Source organism: Nocardia sp. NPDC004582 (assembly GCF_053602115.1).
Window position 1 is genome coordinate 45,905 of the sequence record NZ_JBSGCY010000015.1, and the last position, 19,830, is coordinate 65,734.

Genomic DNA, 19,830 nt, shown 5'->3' on the forward strand with positions numbered 1-19,830 from the left:
ACGCATGACAATGTCCAAGTGCCTCGCCCTCGCCGTCCTGTCGGCGGCGACGTTGATGACCATCCTCGACGGCAGCATCGTGACCGTTGCGATGCCCGCGATCCAGAACGACCTGGGCTTCACCGCGACCGGCCTGAGCTGGACCGTAAATGCCTACCTCATCGCCTTCGGTGGGCTGCTGCTGCTTGCCGGGCGGCTCGGTGATCTGATCGGCCGAAAGGCTATGTTTCTCACCGGGACCGCGGTCTTCACCGCCGCCTCACTGTTCGCCGGAGCCGCCACCACGCCGGAATTGCTGATCGCCGCCCGCTTCCTTCAGGGCGTGGGCAGTGCTGTCGCCTCCTCGGTGGTGCTGGGAATCCTGGTTACCGTGTTCACCGAGAATCGTGAACGGGCAAAGGCCATCGGCATTTTCAGCTTCACCGGTGCGGCCGGCGCCTCCCTCGGCCAGGTTTTGGGTGGGGTGCTGACCGATGCGCTGAACTGGCACTGGATCTTCCTGATCAATGTGCCGATCGGGGTGGTGACGGTCGCGCTGGCGGTCCGGGCGCTGCCCGCCGATCGTGGTATCGGGTTGGCCGCGGGTGCGGATGCGCTCGGCGCGCTGCTGGTGACCGGTGGACTCATGCTGGGCATCTACACGGTGGTGAAGATCGAGCGGTACGGCTGGACTTCCGCGCACACGCTGGGACTCGGCGCGGTCGCGGTCGGGCTGCTCGCCGCCTTCGTCGGGCGTCAAAGGACGGCGCGTACGCCGTTGCTGCCATTGCGAATCTTCCGTTCCCGCAACGTATCCGGCGCCAACCTGGTGCAGATGCTGACGCTGTCGGCCATGTTCGCCTTCCAGATCCTCGTCGCGCTCTATATGCAGAAGGTGCTCGGCTACAGCGCGCTGGCCACCGGGCTGGCCATGCTGCCCGCCGCCGTCGCCATCGGCGGGGTGTCGCTGTTCGCCTCGGCGCGGTTGATCACCCGCCTCGGTGAACGCGCCGTGCTGGTCGCAGGCCTGGGTCTGCTGCTGGCCGGAATGAGCTGGCTGACCAGGCTTCCGGTGGAGGCCTCCTATGTCGTCGATCTGCTGCCGATGATGGTGCTGGTCGCCGGTGGCGGGCTGGTGCTGCCCGCACTGGCCGCGCTGGGCATGTCCGACGCGGATGCGGAGGATGCCGGAGTGGCCTCCGGATTGTTCAACACCACGCAGCAGGTCGGCATGGCACTGGGCATCGCCGTGCTGTCCACGCTCGCCGCCTCGCGCACCGGGAGCCGGCTGGTTTCAGGTGCTTCCGAGGCCGCGGCGCTGACCAGCGGATACCGCCTGGCCTTCACTGTCGCGGCCGGGCTGTTGGCCGCCGCGCTCGTGGTCGGCCTGACCGTGTTGCGGCGGCCCGCCGCCACTGTCTCCGCACCGGCGGAGACAGTGGCTCCCGCTCTCTGACCATCCGAAATTCCTGCTGCTGAACGGACTTCGTCATGCGTGTACTTCGGGCCCTGGTGGTCGGACTCCTGCTGCTCACGGCGGCCGTGACCGCGCACGCGGCGCCGCTGGAAGGCGCAGGGTGGACCACGGTGTGGGCGACCTCGGCGCAAATGCCGAGTAAGACGATGGGACCCAACTGGTCCGTGCAGGGATTCTCGAATCACACTCTGCGGCAGGTGATCCGGGTGAGCCAGGGTGGCGTCGCCACCCGGGTGCGCCTGACCAATCGATATGGCACCGAGCCATTGGCGATCGCGGGGGCCACGATCGCCATGACCGATGCCGGCGCGAGCATTCTCCCGGACACCCTGCGGCCCTTGACCTTCGGTCTCGCCTCGGTATTCCGAATCCCGGCCGGGGCCGATCTCACCACAGATCCGGTATCGCTGCCGGTCGCGCCCTTCCAGTCACTGACCATCACGCTCTACCTCGCCGGGCCGACCGGCCCGGCGACCCACCACGCACAGGCCTTCGCGACCACGTACCGCGCCGCCGGCGACCACGCCGCGGACGGCGTCGGCGCCGCCTTCACCGAGTCCACTCGGTCCTGGTACTACCTGTCGGGCGTCGAGGTCCTGGACGTGCTCCCGCACCGCTCGGGTGTGGTCGCCTTCGGTGATTCCATCACCGAAGGCGTCGGCTCGACCCCCGACGCCGACCATCGGTACCCCGACGAGCTGGCCGAACGCCTGGCCGCCGGAGGTAATCCACGCGCGGTGATCGATCAGGGTATCGGGGGCAACCGGGTCACCGTCGATTCGACTTGGCTGGGCGACAGTGCGCAACGCCGATTCCGCGCCGATGTGCTCGACCAGCCGGGCGTCGGCACGGTCATCATTCTCGCGGGCATCAACGACATCGGTCTCAGCGCCGATGGTCCGGGCGCTGCCGATACCGTCGTGCCCGTCTCCACCGACCGGCTCGTCGCCGGGCATCTCGATCTGATCCACCAGGCCCAGGCCAAGGGTATGCGGGTCATCGGTGCGACCCTGACCCCCATTCACGGCTCGCCCTACTTCTCGCCCGCGGCCGAGGCGGCTCGCCAGGCTCTCAACACGTGGATCCGTACCGCGGGGGCCTACGACGCCGTGGTCGATTTCGATGCCGCTCTGCGTGATCCGGTCGATCCCCAGCGCTTCGCCCCGGAGTTCGACAGCGGCGATCACATCCACCCCGGCGATGCGGGCTATGCCGCCATGGCGATGGCGGTGAACCCAGCCGAGTTGGGCTGACGCCGCGCCCGCCTCCCCGGCCCCCGTGGTGGTCCTGGCCCGTTGCTGGTGAGGCATTCGTAGTCGTCGGCGAGATCGCGTCGGGTGATCTCCTGCCTCCCAACGGGTCGTCACCGGGCCGATCACAGGCCACGGGAAAGGAAAGGGCCGGGTGAGCCCGCAAGCCCGCTGGCAACCGGGCTCACCCGTCGACGGAACGAATACTGTTGTGTGTCACGGGAGTACGGGAATGTGCCTGCCTGCGGCCGCCACCTCGAATGGCTGTGCACGCACCGCCCGAACGCTCGGACAGTGGATGGTGCCGATGGCGCAGGGCTGGTCACACGTCCCGCCTCCCGCGAGAACCACTCTCATCGTGCTGTGTATCGGAACGGGCATCACCTCACTTCCTGCCTCACGCCGCGGTCACCGGCGTGGTCGGTGCGGGCGCATCCGGCCCCGCTCTCTCTGCTCAGCAAGAGGCGGGCCAGGTCAGGCGTTGATGGCCTGACGCTCGTGGTCGGCGTGGGTGATCTCGATCTTGCGGGGCTTGGCCTGCTCGGCGACCGGGATCACCAGGCGCAGCACGCCGTCGCGGTAGTCGGCGCGGATCTGCTCGGTGTCGAGGTTCTCACCCAGGAACAGCTGACGGGAGAACACACCGCGGGTCCGTTCCGCGGCGATCATCGACCGTCCCGGATCCAGCTCGGGCCGCGAGGCCTTCACCGTCACCACATTGCGTTCGACATCCAGATCCAATGAGTCGGGGTCGATGCCAGGCAGGTCGAACTCCACGAAGAACTCGTCCCCATCGCGCCAGGCGTCCATCGGCATCACCACCGGCTGCGCTGGGGTCCCGAGCATGGCGCGGGTCAAACGATCCAGGTCACGGAAGGGATCGCCAAAGGGATCGGTGCGCATCAACATGGTTGCCACCTCCAGTTACTCCGTTCTCGATTGAAGGCAACGCAGATAACCTATGTCATCTGACAGAGATAATTTCTAGCACTCTCACTAGGTGAGTGCAAGGCTCTTGAGCAGGTAATCTCATAGCGACGAGGAACAGGAGTGCCATGGATCCGCAGCAACAGTCACTCGGCCACCTGCCCGGCGCGGAGCGGGCGGTGTATGCGATCTCGGTCGCTGCCGAGTTGTCCGGTCTGGGCGTGCAGACCCTGCGCCTCTATGAGCAGCACGGCCTGATCACCCCGGTCCGCAGCAGTGGCGGCACCCGCCGCTACAGCGGCGCCGACCTCGCCCGTGTCGCGCGCATCACCGCGTTGACCGGGCAAGGAGTCAACCTCGCCGGTATCGCGCGCATCCTCGACCTCGAAGACGCCAACACCGTCCTGCGCGAATCCAACACCGCTTTGACCGCCGAGCGCGACCAACTACGCGACCAGCGCTGACCAGGTCCGCCCTGGTCGAACGCGGCGATCCCCCAGCGCCCGGTAGTCCGCGGGCTCGTTGCGCCATCTGTCTGCGCCCGGTAGCTGCGCTGCTGGACCGGGGCGGTGGTCACCGCCGGTAACGACTTCGTCATCGGGTGGCCACGATCGAGGACCGAGGGGTTACGCGGGCCGGGTTGTTGGTGTGTGCTGAGGTGTCGGCGCAGCACGCGACCCGGGTGTCCGAGCCGATACGAGGGTCCGCCCCTCGTGCACTGACGGACGCTGGGGCGAGACCCTTGTCCATCCCGAGCCGGGATGCGGCCATGGCGACTGAGACGGGAAGAGCTTCGATCGCGCGCCGCCGGCGGGCGGTGCGCGACTGTGCTGCCGCAAAAGGGCTGGCGATATCCGTTTCAGCGCAACGTGTTTGACGGAGCCGGGCAGGGAAGCCTGTCGGCGGCATAGGTCGAAACCATCTCGTACTGCCGTTGGCGCTGACGGGTTGAGTCATGACGGGAACCCCTCCGCACGATTGTGTGCGAAATCCACCGGACGAGGCAGTGCCGCCTGTGCATCACCGCTTTGTCTGGATTGTCGCCATCGACCATCCGGTCCCGAGTGGAGGACCGATCTCAGCGTGTTCTCAGCGGTCGACGGGCAAACTCCGCTACGACTCGATCCGACGGCCCCACCGGGAAGGGAAACCCCAGCATGGCCTCCGCGCCCACCCGCACCGACTACAAGCTCCCTCAGGTCACTGCCCTGTTCTGGGTACTCAAGATAGCCGCGACAACGCTCGGCGAAACCGGCGGCGATCTTCTCGCGCAAACCCTGAACCTCGGCTACGCCGCCGCGTCGGTACTGTTCCTCACCGTCTTCGCTGTCAGCTTGTTCGCCCAGCTCCGAGCTCGCCGCTTCCATCCGGCCCTGTACTGGACGGTGATCGCCGCGACCAGTACCGCCGGCACCACGATCTCCGACTTCCTCAACCGCGGGCCCGGCTCGGGCACCTCCACCGACGGCGGCCTCGGCTATGGCACAGGCGCGGTCATCCTCATCTCCGGTCTGCTGATCGTTTTCGCCGTCTGGAGATTCACCGGCCAAAGCTATGACGTCACCAGCATCAGTAGTCCGCGGGCCGAAATCCTGTACTGGTCAGCGATTCTGCTGTCCAACACCCTCGGCACCTCCCTGGGTGACTATCTCTCCGACAGCTCCGGCCTGGGCTACTGGGGCAGCGCGGCACTCATCGCCGCGATCATGGCTGCCATTCTCGCCGCCCACTACATGACCCGTATCTCCGGCGTGCTGTTGTTTTGGCTCGCGTTCATCCTGACCCGTCCTCTCGGCGCCACAGTCGGCGACCTGTTGTCCAAACCTCACGCCAAAGGCGGGCTCGGGTTCGGAACCTGGGGAACTTCCGCCGCCCTGCTCACGATCCTCGTTGCCGGGATCATCTACGGCTACAGCCACACTCGCGGGAAGCAGGCTGCCACCGTCGAGGCCACCGAGGTGCTCGACAACGTCTGACCTCGACGAGGTGAGTTGGTGGAGGGGCGTGGGATGTAACCTGGGATTGTGTGGGGCGCCGTCGTCTGCGAGCGTTCCCGCTCCCTTTACACCTGATGCGGTGCGGCCTGAATGTGGCGTTGGTTTGCTATCCGTCGAGGAAGGGAGCCGTGATGAGCACTGCAGCGGAGCGGGCAGCCCAGCTGGATCTGGTTGCTCGCCTCAAATCCTCTTTTTCCGAAATTCCGGATGCTCCGACCCCTGATCTCGTGGACCACGAGCACCTCGCCGCCTATATGAAGACGGTGCATGACGTGGGTGGGGAGCCGGACGCGCCGATGAAGTACGAGAACAAGCAGTACGAGGGGTGGGAGCACAACACCTATGTGATTTGCGAGGTGCTCGCTTGGCGGGGGATCTGGTTGTCGGAGGAGCGGCGCCGGATGGGCAATGTCGACGTTGGTCGCGCGATCTATTTGGGGATTCCGTATTACGCTCGCTGGCTGCTGGCCGTGGCGCGGGTGCTGGTCGAGAAGCATCACATCGGTCTCACCGAGCGAGCGGATGGTCGAGGTCCAGGACCGTTATGCGGGTGGTCTCCATGGCAGGCCCATCGAGGCTCGCCCCAAGTTCGAAGGGGACGGTTCAGGGGTCGCACGGAACCGGCATCATGTCGAGGCGGTCGGTAAGGGTGATCCGCAGGTGTTCGCGGGACGGGCCGGGGAACCGAGATTCCGGGTCGGCGATGCCGTGATGGTGCGCGAACTGCCGGCCCTGTTCTACACCCGGACGCCGGAGTACGTGCGCGGCGCGAGAGGTGAAATCGCTTCTGTCGCTTATGAAAGCCCGGCGGCAGAGGATGAAACCTGGGATCGGCCGGACGCGAAACCCGAGTGGTTCTATGTCGTTCGGTTCGATCTCTCCGAATTGTGGTACGGCTACACCGGAACGAAGAGCGACACCCTGCAAACCGAGCTGCCCGAGCGTTGGCTGAAAGGGATCGAATGAGCGGCCATGATCACGACCACGATCACGACCATGCGCGCACGGTGGCGCCGATGGTCGATGAGATAACCGACTTCGAAGTCCTGGAGATCGCATTACGCGAACTGTGCATCGAAAAAGGCATCTTCACGGCCGAGGAGCATCGCCGCTTCACCGAATTCGCCGAGCAGATCGGGCCCACCCCGGCCGCGCACCTGGTGGCCCGGGCCTGGCTCGATCCCGAATTCAAGGCACTCGCGCTCGCGGAACCGATGACCGCCAGCCGGGAGGTCGGCGTCGACTGGCTGGAACCCACCGGCTTCGGAACACCCAGCGATTTCACCGCATTCGAGATTCTCGAGGACACCCCGACCGTGCACAATGTGATCGTCTGCGCCTTGTGTTCGTGCTACCCGCGGCCGATTCTCGGCAATTCCCCCGAGTGGTATCGCACGCCCAACTATCGGCGTCGGCTGGTCCGCTGGCCGCGCCAGGTGCTGTCGGAATTCGGTCTCGAATTGCCCGAAGGTGTTTCGGTGCGAGTGCAGGACTCCAACCAGAAACACCGGTTCATGGTGATGCCGATGCGGCCGGAGGGCACCAATGGCTGGGATGAGGACCGGCTCGCCGACATCGTCACGCGGGACTGTTTGATCGGTGTCGCACTGCCCAAGGTCGGTGTGACGAGCAATGTCATCACCGATACGCGTCCGGCCATTCATCCGGTGGACTGAGAGGACATCGTGAGCACCGAAGAGATCTCGTCGCTGCGCGGCATCGTGGAACGGAACCAGGTCTGGCCCCGGATGGCCGCCAAATACGGCGTCACCAATCCGGTGCCGCCCTGGAAGACGAGCCTGGACGGCCTGTGCGACGCCCTGGACCGCGCGGCCTGCGCGGCGAACGTCCCCGATTTCCAGGAACGCCGGGACGAAGAGGACGCGCTGTCGGCGACCATTTACGCCGACCTGCCGTATCCGGAGAATCAGCTCGTCGCCTTGGCGCACTCGCTGGTGGCCCGCGGCGTCATCGACGAAATCGAACTCCGGGAACGCCTCGCCACCATCCGAGCCAGACTGGAAGCCTGATCACGGAGGGTGAGCTGAGGGTGTGTGACAACCCCATTCGGTTGGTTCGGACGACTGCGGCGCTTCTTCGAGCCTGATCTCGACGTCGTTGGCGAGATCTGTCGGGCGATTCCGCCGAATGGGGGTGACGGTGTTGCCAAGTACTTGCTGATATCCATAGTGCGGTGTCCGCGCCCGGGAGGAATCCGTAGTTTCCGGTATTTCCGCTGGTCGACTACTTACGGATGGGCGGCCGGGGTAGGTAGTACGTAGGGTGGCGCGTATGTCGAGGAATCCCTTCTTTGAGCGCAGTGCGCTGCCGTATGAGCTTCCGGAGTTCGCGGAGATCGGGGACGAGCATTATCTGCCCGCGTTCGAGCGGGGGATGGCGGAGCAGCTGGCGGAGGTCGCGGCGATCACGGCGGGGGACGGGGAGGTGACGTTCGCGAATACCGTTGAGGCGCTGGAGCTGTCGGGCCAGCTGCTGGGGCGGGTGTCGCGGGTGTTCTTCAATGTGGCGTCGTCGGATTCGACGGAGCGGACCGAGGCGATCGAGGCGGAGATTTCGCCTCGGCTGGCGGCGCACGAGGATTCGATTCTGCTCGACGGGGAGCTTTTCCGGAGGGTCGAGGGGCTGTACGAGCGGCGGGAGGCGCTCGGGCTGGATGCGGAGCGGCTGCGGCTGCTGGAGCGGTATCGGCTGAGGTTCGTGCGGGCGGGAGCCCGGCTGGATGCGGGGGAGCAGGCCCGGTTGCGGGAGTTGAACGCCGAGCTCGCTTCGGCGGCGACGCTGTTCAAGAAGAACAATCTCGCGAACACCAATGCCGCGACGCTGATTCTGGACCGGGAGGAACAGGTGGCGGGGCTGGCGGACGCCGCGGTGGCGGCCGCGGCCGAGAACGCGGCCGCCCTCGGGCATGCCGGGTCGTGGGCCTTGAGCCTGCAGAACGTGTCGAACCAGCCGGTGCTGGCCGAGTTGGCCGACCGGGACGTGCGGAAGCGCATGATGACGGCGTCCCTGGGACGCGGGTTCGGCGAGGCCGGCGGCAATGCCGAGCTGGCGGTGCGGATGGCGGGGTTGCGGGCCGAGCGGGCGGCGCTGCTGGGGTACTCCGATCATGCGGCGTACGTGGTCGAGGATCAGACCGCCAAGACGGTGGCCGCGGTGGAAGAGATGCTGGCGCAGCTGGTTCCGCCCGCGGTGGCCAATGCCGAGCGGGAACAGGCCGACATCACCGCGGCCGTGCGGGCGGCCGGGGACTCGGCGGAACTGCGATGCTGGGATTGGCAGTTCTGGTCGGAAAGGATTCGCGCGGAACAGTTCTCGGTCGACGCCGAGGCCCTACGCCCGTATTTCGAACTGGAACGCGTGCTGTGGGACGGCGTCTTCTTCGCGGCCGGCGAGGTGTACGGCGTCACCTTCCAGGAGCGCCCGGATCTGCTCGGCTATCACCCCGAAGTCCGGGTGTTCGAGGTCTTCGACGCCGACGGCTCCGGGCTGGGCTTGTTCCTCGGCGACTTCTTCGCCCGCCCGTCCAAGCGGGGCGGCGCGTGGATGAACAGCCTGGTCAGCCAGTCCACGCTGCTGGGCACGCGGCCGGTGGTCGTCAACAACCTCAATATCGTGAAGCCGCCGGAAGGTGAACCGGCCCTGCTCACCTGGGACAATGTGCGCACCCTGTTCCACGAGTTCGGTCACGCGCTGCACGGGTTGTTCTCGACTGTGCGGTACCCGTTCTTCTCCGGCACGGCGGTGCCCCGCGATTTCGTCGAGTTCCCATCGCAGGTGAACGAGATGTGGATGGCCCGCCCGGAGGTGCTGGCCAACTACGCCAAGCACGTCGAGACCGGGGAGCCGATGCCCGCCGAGCTGGTCGAGCGCATGCTCGAGGCGGGACAATTCGGCGAAGGCTTCCGGACGGTCGAGTACCTGGCGGCCGCGCTGCTGGACTGGGCCTGGCACCGCCTGCCCTCCGGGGCCGCCGACGGCGTCGAGGCCGAAGCCTTCGAGGCGGAAGCCCTCGACAAGGCCGGCGTCGCCGTGGCCGCGATCCCGCCGCGCTACCGCACCGCCTACTTCTCGCACATCTTCGCGGGTGGTTACGCGGCCGGCTACTACTCCTACATCTGGAGTGAGGTACTGGACGCGGACACCGTCACCTGGTTCGAGGACGATGCCGCGTCCATCCGCGACAAGGGCGAGGCGTTCCGCCAGGAGCTGCTCTCCCGCGGCGGCTCGGTCGACCCGCTGGCGGCCTTCGAATCCTTCCGCGGCCGCCCACCGGTCATCGAACCCCTGCTGACCCGGCGGGGGCTCACCGTCTGACCGCGGCGATCAGCGGTACCAGACGCCGGAATCCCACCGGCCGTAGTCGTGGACGTCGAAGTCGTAGCGTTCGTGGGCGGCCGCGAACACGTAACCCCACCACCCGGCCGAGGTGTCGCAGATCTGGTCGTCGTGATTGCAGACGGTGAGGACCGGGACGGTGCCGAACCAGTCGTCGACGCCGGCGAGGGGATAACCGAGAACCAGGTTGCCGGGAGTCGCCGACAATCCGGCGTCACCCGGCCCCGGAGCGCGCTTGGGGTCGGCGAGCAGGATGGCGTTGGTATCGGCGACATTCGGGTGGGCGGTGATCCAGGCATGAATGATGGCCGAGCCCTCGCTGTGTCCGATCAACCGGATGTGGTCGCTCGGACATTCGGCGCGGTGTGACCAGAAGAGCCGGTCGAGTTCGTACATCGCCGGGAGCGAATCGGTGGATTCGTAGCCGATCGCTTGGTCGACGAAGGGAGCGAACACCGAATGGATACTGTCGCCCGAACCGCCGATTCCGATGGACCAGTCGCCGACGCAGCTGTCGGCTCCAGCCTGTGCGATCGTCGCGGAGGCGATGGTGAGGAGGGACATCAGTAATGCGGCGAAGAGCGCCGTTGCTCTACGCATGGTCGTACTTTCTTCGAACACGGCGGATCCGATATCAGCCTACGCAGAAATGGCCCGCCGTGTTCGGTGCGATCACATGGGGTACAGGGGGTGCTTGCGGGGATTGAATTCCGGCTTGATCGGCGGTTTGTCACGCAACAGCCGCAGCGCGTGGCGGATTTCCAGGCGGGTGCGGGAGGGTTCGATGACCGCGTCGATGTATCCGCGTTCGGCGGCGATCCACGGGGTGGCGACGGTCTCGTTGTATTGGTTGATCATGAATTCGCGTGCGGCGGCGCGATGTTCCTCCGGCATCGCCGCCAGCTGCCGCCTGCCGAGCAGGTCGACCGCGCTCTCGGCGCCGATGACCGCGATCCGCGCGGTCGGCCAGGCGAAGCTGAAATCCGCGCCGACCTGGCGGCAGGCCATCATGCCGTAGGCGCCGCCGTAGGATTTGCGCACCACCAGGTTGATGATCGGCACCGTCGCCTCGATGATCGCCCGCGGGACGCGGCCGCCGCGGATGATCACGCCATTGGCTTCCTCCGCGAGACCCGGTAGCACGCCCGGAGTGTCGGCGACGAACACCAGCGGAATGTTGAAGGCGTCGCACAACCGGATGAAATAGGTCGACTTGTCCGAGCAGGCGGCGTCGATCGAACCGCCCAGCACCAGCGGCTGATTCGCGATGACGCCGACCGGATAGCCGTCGACGCGAGCGAATCCGGTGATCAGATTCGGGGCGAATGCCGCACGGATCTCATGGAATTCGCCGTCGTCGAAGATGCGCAACAGGATTTCGTGCATGTCGTACCCGGCGCGATCGGAGTCCGGGATGATCGTGTCGAGCTCGAGGTCGTGCGCCGTGATCTCCGGTTCCAGACCGGGATTCATGATCGGCGGCTGTTCGAGGCAGCTCGTGGGCATGTAGCTCAGGTAGTCGCGAGCCCACCGGTAGGCGTCTTCCTCGGTCTCGGCCACGTGATGCAGGGTGCCGCGTTCGGCCTGCACCTCGGCGCCACCGAGTTCCTCGGCGCTGACATCCTCACCGTTGACGGCCTTGATCACGTCCGGCCCGGTGACGAACATGTAGGAATCCTTGGTACCGATGAGCACATCGGTATTGATGGGCCCGTACACCGATCCGGCGGCGCACTTCCCGAGAATGATCGACACCTGCGGCACATAGCCGGACAGCTTCTCGAGCACCCGGGAGATATCGCCGAACGAGGCGAGCGAACCCACCGCGTCCTGGATGCGCGCACCACCGGAGTCGTTGATCGTCACCACCGGGCACGCGTTGTCGAACGCGAATTGCAGTGCCCGCATGAACTTCTGCGCGGAGGTCACGCCGATCGAGCCGCCGTACACGGTCTGATCGTGGGAGATCACCACGACCGGACGTCCCCCGATCAGCCCGCGACCGGTGACCAGTCCGTCGCCGTAGAAGGCGTCGGGCTGACCGGGTTGGCGAGCCAGCGCACCGGTCTCGATGAACGTCCCCGGGTCGAGCAGCATGTTCACCCGCTGCCGGACACTCGGAATGCCCTTCTTCGATCGCTTGGCGATGCCGGGTTCGCCCGCGGGCTCCGCGGCGATCTCCAGGATCTTGGCCAGTTCATCGAGCTTCGCCCGGGTACCGATCACGCTATCTGCCACCTTCTCAGCCAAACGATTGTGCTCCAGCGAGGTTAAGCGGTAACGGCACAAAACGGGCGCCCAGATTTCCGTCGGCGCTTCGGTCATCCGGGTCTTGACGCTGTCTGGGTCGGCGGTGGAGTATTGCTACCGTTGGTATCGCATACCGACGGTGCCAGGATTGTCCGCGAGGGGTCGGCTCCAGAGCTGTTCTCTCGCAGTCGATGTCGAACGGAGTGTTCCCATGGGCCCCACCGTGACCGATGGCGCGATCGCTGTCCTGCCGCCCGGGCCCGAGCTGCCCAGCGTGCTGCAGACCCTGCTGTATTTCACCGGCCGGCGCCGAGCGCTCGAACGCGCCTGGCGGCGCTACGGGTCGGTGTTCAGTGTGTCCGTGCCGATGTACGGCCGGGTCGTGGTCGTCGCCGACCCCGCGCTGGCGCGGCAATTGCTCGCCGCGGGACCCGATATCGCGGGCAAGGCCGATCCCAATCTGGGGCGAGTGCTGGGCCTGGGCTCGCTGTTCAATCTCGACCAGGAGCCGCACCGGCGTCGTCGGCGGCTGCTGTCACCGCCGTTGCACGGCAAGCGGATGCGGGTCTACGAGGACGTCATCGAGCAGGAATTCCTGCGGGAATCCGCCGGCTGGCCGGACGGCGTCGAGTTCGCGATCCAGCCGTCCACGATGCGGATCACGCTGAACGCGATCCTGCGCACGGTATTCGGCGCCGAAGGGCCCGAACTGGACAGGTTACGCGAGATCATGCCGCCGTTGGTCGTGCTGGCGTCCCGATTGGCGGTGCTGCCGCGACTACCGTTGGGCGGCAGCCGATTCAACCCGGCCGTCCGCTTCGCCGCCCTGCGCCGGGAATACGACGAGTTGATCGCCGGCGTGATCGGCCGGACGCTGGCCGACCCGGCCCTGGAGGAACGCGACGACATCCTGTCGCTGCTGCTGCGGGCCCGCTACGACGACGGGACCGCGATGTCGCACAGCGATATCGCCGACGAGCTGCTGACACTGCTCGCCGCGGGGCACGAGACCACGGCGACCACCCTGGCGTGGGCGGTGGAACGCCTGCGCCGCCATCCGGCGATCCTCACCCGCCTGGCCGGTGAAATCGACTCCGGTGCGGGTGAACTGCTGCAGGCCACGATCTGGGAGACACAGCGGGTGCGGCCGGTCATCGGCGGCACCGGCCGCCAGGTGCGGGCCGGTGGCATGGAACTCGGCCCGTGGGTGCTTCCCGAAGGATGCCGCGTCCTGGTGGGGATCGGACTGATGCATTTCGACGAGCGGCTCTACCCGAACGCCCACGTCTTCGATCCCGATCGCTATCAGGGCGGCAAGCCCGATTTCACGACCTGGCTGCCCTACGGCGGCGGCTATCGCCGGTGCATCGGGGCGGAGTTCGCCAATATGGAGATGAAGGTCGTCCTGCGCTGTCTGCTCCGGGATTTCGAGCTGGAGCCGACGCGGGATCTGGACGAGAAGTGGCACGACCGCGGGGTGGCGTTCGCGCCCGGTCGGGGCGGTCGTGTCGTGCTGCGTCGGCGAGTCCGCGCGGTGAGCGGCGACGAGGCGGCCTAGCCGCGATTCCCGAGGGCGGCGAGAGCGGCGAGGGCGGCGTTGTGGCCGCTCATGCCGTGCGCGCCCGGACCCGGTGGCACCGCGGCCGAACACAGGTACAGCCCCTCGGCGATCCGATACGGCCGCAGCGTGATTCGCGGACCACCGAAGACGAGCTGGCGAATGTTCTTGTCGCCGGTGAGGATATCGCCGCCGACGTAGTTGGGGTTGTAGTCGGCGAACGCCGCCGGACCGGTGATCGTCGCGGCCAGGACGCGGTCGCGGAATCCCGGCGCGAAGCGCTCCACCTGGTTCAGGATCAGGTCGGTCGCGTCGCCCGAATAGTTCTGCGGCACATGCGCGTACAGGTCGATCGGATGTCTGTTGCCGGCCGAGCGCCCGGGATCGGCCAGGTACTGCTGTCCGACCACGAGGAACGGTCGTTCCGGCATGCGCCCGCGGTGGATGTCGCGTTCGGCGGCCAGGACCTCGGCGGTGCTCCCGCAGACGTGCAGGCTGCCCGCGCGCCGGGCGGCCGCGTTCGTCCACGGGATGCCGTCCTCGACCGCGAGACTGATCTTGTAGGCGGCCGGACCGTGGCGATATCGCCGGTACGCCCGCGCCGCGCGGGGCGGCAGCCGGTCGCCGAGAATATCGGCGACCGCGGTGGGCGCCAGGTCGAACAACACCAGGTCCGCGGGCGGCAGCTGGCTCGCCGAACGAATCCAGGCGCCGGTCTCGATGACGCCGCCGGCTTCCCGCAGCGCCGCGGCCATCGCATCGGTGATCGTGCGGGAACCGCCGATGGCGACCGGCCAGCCGTGCCGGTGCCCGGCCACGGTGATGCCGAGCCCGATCGCGGCGGAGAGCACGCGGTGTTGCGGCTGCCACCCGTGCGCCATGTTGCCCGCGAACAGCGCCGCGCCCTCCGGAGTGCGGAACAGCCGGGCGAGCAGCGCGGCCGGGACCAGACTCGGTATACCGAAGCGCGCCAATCGGATCGGATGCGAGGGTGCTCGCAGCAAGGGCCGCATGAAGTCGGTGGCGAGCTCGTCGTAGTGCAGCGCCGAGGCCTCGAACAGCCGCCGCCACGTTTTACCGTCGGCGCCGAGACCGGCCGCGGTGGCCGTGACGGAGCGGTGCAGTACCCCCGCCGTGCCGCCGTCGAGGGGATGGACGCAGTCGAGGGGCGCACGCCCCCAGCGCAATCCGTACCGGGTGGCGTCCATGCCCGCGAGGAACGGTGAGCCGACTGCCATCGGGTGGGCCATCGAGCAGTGGTCGTGCAGCAGTCCGGGCAGGGTCAGCTGGCCCGAGCGGGTGCCGCCGCCGATCTCGGCGGCTCCTTCGAGCACCGTGACCGCGACGCCGTGGCGGGCCAGGGTGAGTGCGGCGGCCAGGCCGTTGGGTCCCGCGCCCACCACGATCGCGGTGGTCATCGGCTCGCGCCCGGCGGCAGCACCCGCACCGGAACCGGGTTCGATGGATCGGGCCAGGGTTGGCGGGCGATCATGTCGGCCACGCGCACGTAGCCGGTTTCGACGAGACCCGTTGCCGCGTCGACGATCCGGTACCGCTGACGCTGCCGATGGATGGGTTGCGACTCGAGCACGACCACCCGCAGTTCTCCCGGTTCGAAGCCGCAGCGCCGGTGCAGGGCGGCCAGCAACTGTTCGTTGTGCAGGTGTCCCTCCCCGAAGTTCCAGCCCACCGCGGTACCGGCGACGGTTTCGCCGTCCCGCAGAGCGTAGTCGTCGAGGTTGTCGACGGCCCGTTCGACGAGCGTGTTGAGCGCGCGGCCGTGCGGGTGCATCGCGCGCCAGGCCATGCCCTTGGTGAGCATCAGGTCCATGCCGTGCGGCCCGTAGAGCTTGGTGAACTGCTCGGCCATCGAGGCGGAGCCGGTCGTCACGGACCGATCCAGCTTCTGCTCGGCGTCGCCGCGGAACATCCAGGTGCTGGTGGCCCAGTTGCCGGCGTAATACCGCATCGACGGCAGGAACGACACCCATTCCGGTTTCACGTTTCCGATCGCCGGCACCAGCACCAGCGCGAGCAGCAGGATCATCCCGAGCACCGGCGAACTCAGGTCGAAGACGCTGACCGCGGCCCAGTGCCCGAACAACCACACGATGCTGATGATGAAGAAGATGTTCCACTCCAATGGCACGCCCATCGGAACGGTGGAGATGATGTGCAGGTGGAAGATCACCATCGCGATGATCGCGACCCACGTCCCCGTCCCGCCGTGGCCGAAGAACACCAGGTAGGCGGGAATCGCGTACTCGATCACGGTGCCCAGGTGCGCCAGCGTGAACGGCAGCCGGGACGCGCGCAGGTCATGGGGGAAGTCGCGATACATCTTGCGCCGCAGCCACTTCAGGCGCATGACGGGGCTGTTGCTCATCATCACCGACACCACGAAGGGGAAATGGTGGTTGAGCTTGGATGTGGCCGCGCCCCACCAGAGCGCCAGCATGATCAGCTTCCAGCCGATGATCTGGTCGGCGGGGGAGAAGAAGAACACCACCACGGCCAGGGCGTAATGCTCACCGCGCGCCGCCAGGAAGACCGTCTTGTCGCGCAGCCCCAGCAGCCCGAGCGCGGTCAGCAACGCGGCCGCGGCGCGCACGTCCACGCCGCCGGAATCGGTTGCCCCGCTTGCCAAGGCCCAGCCTCCGGAGCCCAGCACGACGGCGTAGAGCAGCACATCGGCCACGCCCCGGCGATCACCGCGGGTGAACGGCACCCGGCCGGGCCAGGGCGCCAGCCGTACCGTACCGGGGCGCAGGAAGTACAGGATGCCGCCGATCGGCGGCAGAAATCGCATGGTGAGTGGCCCGGATCCGCAGCCCAGGCCGACGATCTCCCACAACAGGGTCCAGAGGATCAGCTTCTGATAGGCCAGCGGCTGGGTCCACCACTCGGCGATCCGGCCGATGCCCCCGAAGCCGGGGGTCAGGCCGATCATCAGCGCCGCCCCGGCGACATAGAGGGCGCATTTGAGCAGATACAGCGGGAAGACGCCCCACGGTGTGCCGAAACCGTGTTCGGCCCAGTGCACCGACATGACGCGCATCTTCTCGGTGCGCGGGAGGGCCTGCCAGCGGGCTTGGTCGATGTCCGGAAAATCCGGCGCCAGGAATCCCATGTCCGGGTCTAACCGGCGAGCCCGGACAGGCGCGCGCGCAGGGCGGGCTTGTCGATCTTGCCGATCGGGTTGCGCGGCAGCCAGTCCACTGTGATGAAGTCGGCGGGGATCTTGAACTTGGCCATCGAATCGCGCATGTGGTCGGCCAGTTCGCCGGCCGCGACGCCGGCGCTGTCGCGGAACGCGACGAAGGCCACCGGCACCTCCCCGTAGGTCTCGTCGGCCCGGCCGACGACGGCCGCCTCCAGGACCCGCGGGTGCAGCATGAGCGCCGTTTCGAGTTCCTTCGGGTAGATGTTCTCGCCGCCGCGGATGATCATGTCCTTGATCCGGTCGACCATGATCAGGTAGCCGTCCTCGTCGAGGCGGCCCACGTCGCCGGTGCGCAGCCAGCCGTCGACGATGGTCTCGGCGGTGGCCTCGGGCCGCCCGAGATAGCCGCGCATCACCATCGGCCCCTTGATCAGGATCTCGCCGGCCGAGCCGTCGGTGACGAAGGCGCCGTCCGCGCCGCGGATCGCGATCTCGTGGCCGGGCAGCGGCAGCCCGACGGTGCCGGGTTTACGGACGCCGTGCAGGGGGTTGACGGTGCTCGCGCACGTCGCCTCCGACAGGCCGTAGCCTTCGCAAATCGTGACACCGTAACGGGTTTCGAAGCGCTCGATCGCTTCGGCGGTCATCGGCGCGGCGCCGCAGGCGGCGAATCGCAGGGACGAGGTGTCGGGTATGTGCTCCTCGGGGAGCGTGGTGAGCAGATTGAAGATCGTCGGCACCCCGGAGAAGAAGGTCGGACGCACCTGCTCGACCAGGTCGAAGAAGGTGTGCGGGCGGAACCGGCCGGTGATCGTGACCTGCGCGCCGCTCAGCAGCGGTGTCAGGGTTCCGGCGATGATGCCGTTCGCGTGGAACAGCGGCAGGATCAGCAGGCTGTGGTCCGCGGCGGTGGTCGCCGTGATCACCCCCAGGGCGACGCATTCGCCCAGAATGCCGGCGTGGGTCAGTTCGACGCCCTTGGGGCGCCCGGTGGAGCCCGAGGTGTAGATGACCAGGGCCAGTGCCTGATCGGAGAATTCGCCCGGCCCGACGACCAGGTCCGCGCTGCGGTGGCCGTTCAGGTCCGACACCGGAATCCGGGTCGGCGCGGTGATCTCCGGGGCCGTGCCGTCGCCGCAGATCAGCGCGCGGACTCCGGCGTCGTCGAGCTGATACTGCGCCTCCTCGGCCGTCAGCCAGGGGTTGACCGGTGTCGCCGCGGCCCCGAGCCGCCAGATCGCGAACATGGCCACGACGAGTTCGGTCTGGTTGGGCAGCATGATCGCGACGATGTCGTCGGCGCCGACTCCGGCCTCGGCCAGGCGGTGCGCGTAGGCGCGCACCCGGTCCGCGAACTCGGCGTTGGTGACCGCGCCCGAGTCGTCGGCCAGGCAGGGGCCGTCCGGTACTTGTGCTGCTCGCACGTCGGGTAGCGCGGCGAAATGCATGATGGGCTCCTGGACCTGTCGGCGCCGATTCGTCCCTGATGAGACGCGAATTACAGCTGTCAAGGTAGGAGCCGGACTGTGTCCCGCGCCACGGGCCACCAGCCCGAAGATTCGCCGGGTTCTCGTGCGCTGAAACCGAATTACGCGGGCGGTCGCAGCACCGCCGAACCCAGCCAATGGGTGGCGTGCAACGCCACCTGCAGGTCGAGGGTGCGGCCGGGGTCGTCGAAGGTGTGACCGCACAGATCGAGCGCGTGCTGGACGCGATACTGAATGGTATTGCGGTGCATGGTCATCGAACCCGCCGCGGCCGCGTAGCTCCGGTTGTGCAGCAGGAATATCCGCAGGGTCTCCCGCAGCCAGCCGGCCCGCTCGGAATCCTCCGCGAGCTGTCCCAGGCAGCGAAAGACGAAGCAGCGCAGCGATTCCATGTCATCGATCAGCGTCGTGAGCACGGTGACCTGGTGGTAGCCGACGGCCCGGGGGATGCCGGTCCCGGCTGCCAGAGACAGCTCCCGGACGCGGTCCGCCTCGGCGAGACTGCGCCGGAAGCCGGTGACGCCGGGACGCGGTGTTCCCAGCGCTACTCGCACCGGTACCTCGAAATCCGCCAGCGCGCGATCGATCGCGCCGATATCGGGATCGTCCGCGGCGGGCACGGCGAACCAGAGCCGCACCTCCCGGTCGTCGATCGGCACCTGCAGCGGGCGGCCGGTCGCGCCCAGGGCGGAGCGCAATACCGTGCACAGATCGTCGAACACCGTCACCGCATCGGTGGACCGCACGCCGGGCTCCACCCAGGCATCGGCCGCGATATGCGTGGTGGTGAGCGAGTATTCGAGGAGCTCCTCGGCCTCGGCCGGGTCGGTCGAGCTGCCGTCGAGCACGCGCTCCACCCACTGCCGACGCAATCCGACCCGGCTGTCGACCCAGCGGGCGCGTTCCTCGTCGTAGGTGTGCGTGACGGCCTCGCACACCCGATCGACGTAGCGAGCCGATCGATTCACCAGATGCACGATCGCGACGCCGCTGTCCGGTCCCGCGGATCGCAGGACGTGCTCCATGGCCACGTCCAGCAGCCGGGTGTGCCCGATCCGGTAGGCCCGGATCAGGGCGGCCAGCGGTACATCGCGCTGGGCGAGCAACCGCGCGTAGGCCAGCGCGCTCGGCGGCGGTTGCCCCGGCTCGTCGGCGTCGGCGCTGCCGAGGAACTGCATGACCGCGACGATGTTCTCGGTGATGCTGGCTTCCAGCAGCGTGCGCATGCGCGCGTCCCGATCGAGGGCGCTGATCTGGGACCGGGTGGCCGCGGTCAGGTCGAGCGCGAATTCCGCACGGCGGTCCATGATCTCGCGCGTCAGCGCGGGCAGTATTTCCGACAGGTGCTCGCCCAATCAGTCGTTCCCCTCTGTTGGTCGCACGACT

General features: G+C 67.5%; 15 protein-coding genes and 1 pseudogene. 9 read left to right on the forward strand and 7 right to left on the reverse strand.

Features of this window, described 5'->3' with window-relative positions:
• The first annotated feature begins 4 nt into the window (after positions 1 to 4).
• Both ACWELJ_RS07145 and ACWELJ_RS07150 read left to right on the forward strand, forming a co-directional pair.
• Positions 5 to 1,435 (forward strand): MFS transporter, encoded by a 1,431-nt coding sequence (locus ACWELJ_RS07145; protein ID WP_452365272.1) that lies wholly within the window; start codon positions 5 to 7, stop codon positions 1,433 to 1,435.
• A gap of 35 nt (positions 1,436 to 1,470) precedes the next feature.
• Positions 1,471 to 2,709 (forward strand): SGNH/GDSL hydrolase family protein, encoded by a 1,239-nt coding sequence (locus tag ACWELJ_RS07150; protein ID WP_452365273.1) that lies wholly within the window; start codon positions 1,471 to 1,473, stop codon positions 2,707 to 2,709.
• A gap of 471 nt (positions 2,710 to 3,180) precedes the next feature.
• Here the strand turns inward: ACWELJ_RS07150 and ACWELJ_RS07155 are convergent, their stop codons facing one another.
• Positions 3,181 to 3,630, reverse strand: a complete 450-nt coding sequence (locus tag ACWELJ_RS07155) for an Hsp20/alpha crystallin family protein (protein WP_452365298.1) — start codon at positions 3,628 to 3,630, stop codon at positions 3,181 to 3,183.
• A 131-nt stretch (positions 3,631 to 3,761) separates the two neighbouring features.
• Here ACWELJ_RS07155 and ACWELJ_RS07160 point away from each other — a divergent pair, with 131 nt between their 5' ends.
• From ACWELJ_RS07160 to ACWELJ_RS07185, 6 genes and pseudogenes are all read left to right on the forward strand, one after another.
• The gene (locus ACWELJ_RS07160) at positions 3,762 to 4,097 is read left to right on the forward strand and encodes a MerR family transcriptional regulator (RefSeq protein WP_452365274.1); all 336 of its coding nucleotides are present in this window, start codon (positions 3,762 to 3,764) and stop codon (positions 4,095 to 4,097) included.
• Positions 4,098 to 4,790: 693 nt separating this feature from the next.
• Positions 4,791 to 5,609 (forward strand): COG4705 family protein, encoded by an 819-nt coding sequence (locus tag ACWELJ_RS07165; RefSeq protein ID WP_452365275.1) that lies wholly within the window; start codon positions 4,791 to 4,793, stop codon positions 5,607 to 5,609.
• 152 nt (positions 5,610 to 5,761) lie between these two features.
• A pseudogene (locus ACWELJ_RS07170) lies at positions 5,762 to 6,596 on the forward strand (SH3-like domain-containing protein).
• Complete coding sequence (gene scnC, locus ACWELJ_RS07175) at positions 6,593 to 7,306, forward strand: thiocyanate hydrolase subunit gamma (RefSeq protein WP_452365276.1); 714 nt, start codon at positions 6,593 to 6,595, stop codon at positions 7,304 to 7,306. The pseudogene ACWELJ_RS07170 and the gene scnC overlap by 4 nt, the downstream one beginning before the upstream one ends.
• A 72-nt stretch (positions 7,307 to 7,378) precedes the next feature.
• Positions 7,379 to 7,660, forward strand: a complete 282-nt coding sequence (locus ACWELJ_RS07180; protein WP_452365299.1) for a thiocyanate hydrolase — start codon at positions 7,379 to 7,381, stop codon at positions 7,658 to 7,660.
• Positions 7,661 to 7,922: 262 nt separating this feature from the next.
• Entirely contained in the window at positions 7,923 to 9,965 is a 2,043-nt protein-coding gene (locus ACWELJ_RS07185; protein WP_452365277.1) for a M3 family metallopeptidase, read from the forward strand.
• 9 nt (positions 9,966 to 9,974) lie between these two features.
• Here the strand turns inward: ACWELJ_RS07185 and ACWELJ_RS07190 are convergent, their stop codons facing one another.
• Both ACWELJ_RS07190 and ACWELJ_RS07195 read right to left on the reverse strand, forming a co-directional pair.
• Entirely contained in the window at positions 9,975 to 10,586 is a 612-nt protein-coding gene (locus ACWELJ_RS07190; protein ID WP_452365278.1) for a hypothetical protein, read from the reverse strand.
• 72 nt (positions 10,587 to 10,658) lie between these two features.
• On the reverse strand, positions 10,659 to 12,212 hold the full coding sequence (locus tag ACWELJ_RS07195) for an acyl-CoA carboxylase subunit beta (RefSeq protein ID WP_452365300.1): 1,554 nt from the start codon (positions 12,210 to 12,212) through the stop codon (positions 10,659 to 10,661).
• 235 nt (positions 12,213 to 12,447) lie between these two features.
• Here ACWELJ_RS07195 and ACWELJ_RS07200 point away from each other — a divergent pair, with 235 nt between their 5' ends.
• Positions 12,448 to 13,794 (forward strand): cytochrome P450, encoded by a 1,347-nt coding sequence (locus ACWELJ_RS07200; RefSeq protein WP_452365279.1) that lies wholly within the window; start codon positions 12,448 to 12,450, stop codon positions 13,792 to 13,794.
• On the opposite strand, the gene ACWELJ_RS07205 is transcribed toward ACWELJ_RS07200, so the two are convergent.
• The 4 genes from ACWELJ_RS07205 to ACWELJ_RS07220 all read right to left on the reverse strand — a co-directional run bounded on the left by ACWELJ_RS07205 (position 13,791) and on the right by ACWELJ_RS07220 (position 19,799).
• A complete protein-coding gene (locus ACWELJ_RS07205) occupies positions 13,791 to 15,212 on the reverse strand; it encodes a phytoene desaturase family protein (protein ID WP_452365280.1) in 1,422 nt (473 codons plus the stop codon). The two genes, ACWELJ_RS07200 and ACWELJ_RS07205, sit on opposite strands and share 4 nt — an antisense overlap.
• Positions 15,209 to 16,924: a DUF3556 domain-containing protein gene (locus tag ACWELJ_RS07210; protein ID WP_452365281.1), complete on the reverse strand. Its 1,716-nt coding sequence runs from the start codon at positions 16,922 to 16,924 to the stop codon at positions 15,209 to 15,211. The genes ACWELJ_RS07205 and ACWELJ_RS07210 overlap by 4 nt, the downstream gene beginning before the upstream one ends.
• Positions 16,925 to 16,932: 8 nt before the next feature.
• Positions 16,933 to 18,405 carry a class I adenylate-forming enzyme family protein gene (locus ACWELJ_RS07215; protein WP_452365282.1) on the reverse strand — a complete coding sequence of 491 codons (1,473 nt, stop codon included), beginning with the start codon at positions 18,403 to 18,405 and terminating at the stop codon, positions 16,933 to 16,935.
• Positions 18,406 to 18,545: 140 nt separating this feature from the next.
• Positions 18,546 to 19,799, reverse strand: coding sequence for a PucR family transcriptional regulator (locus ACWELJ_RS07220; protein WP_452365283.1), 1,254 nt, complete (start codon positions 19,797 to 19,799; stop codon positions 18,546 to 18,548).
• Between the last annotated feature and the right edge of the window lie 31 nt (positions 19,800 to 19,830).

Excerpts from the sequence above, each read along its gene's own strand:
- ACWELJ_RS07145 (WP_452365272.1), top strand. The coding sequence starts at position 5 with ATGACAATGTCCAAGTGCCTCGCCCTCGCCGTCCTGTCGGCGGCGACG.
- ACWELJ_RS07150 (WP_452365273.1), top strand. The coding sequence starts at position 1,471 with ATGCGTGTACTTCGGGCCCTGGTGGTCGGACTCCTGCTGCTCACGGCG.
- ACWELJ_RS07160 (WP_452365274.1), top strand. The coding sequence starts at position 3,762 with ATGGATCCGCAGCAACAGTCACTCGGCCACCTGCCCGGCGCGGAGCGG.
- ACWELJ_RS07165 (WP_452365275.1), top strand. The coding sequence starts at position 4,791 with ATGGCCTCCGCGCCCACCCGCACCGACTACAAGCTCCCTCAGGTCACT.
- scnC (WP_452365276.1), top strand. The coding sequence starts at position 6,593 with ATGAGCGGCCATGATCACGACCACGATCACGACCATGCGCGCACGGTG.
- ACWELJ_RS07180 (WP_452365299.1), top strand. The coding sequence starts at position 7,379 with ATGGCCGCCAAATACGGCGTCACCAATCCGGTGCCGCCCTGGAAGACG.
- ACWELJ_RS07185 (WP_452365277.1), top strand. The coding sequence starts at position 7,923 with ATGTCGAGGAATCCCTTCTTTGAGCGCAGTGCGCTGCCGTATGAGCTT.
- ACWELJ_RS07190 (WP_452365278.1), bottom strand. The coding sequence starts at position 10,586 with ATGCGTAGAGCAACGGCGCTCTTCGCCGCATTACTGATGTCCCTCCTC.
- ACWELJ_RS07200 (WP_452365279.1), top strand. The coding sequence starts at position 12,448 with ATGGGCCCCACCGTGACCGATGGCGCGATCGCTGTCCTGCCGCCCGGG.
- ACWELJ_RS07205 (WP_452365280.1), bottom strand. The coding sequence starts at position 15,212 with ATGACCACCGCGATCGTGGTGGGCGCGGGACCCAACGGCCTGGCCGCC.
- ACWELJ_RS07210 (WP_452365281.1), bottom strand. The coding sequence starts at position 16,924 with ATGGGATTCCTGGCGCCGGATTTTCCGGACATCGACCAAGCCCGCTGG.
- ACWELJ_RS07215 (WP_452365282.1), bottom strand. The coding sequence starts at position 18,405 with ATGCATTTCGCCGCGCTACCCGACGTGCGAGCAGCACAAGTACCGGAC.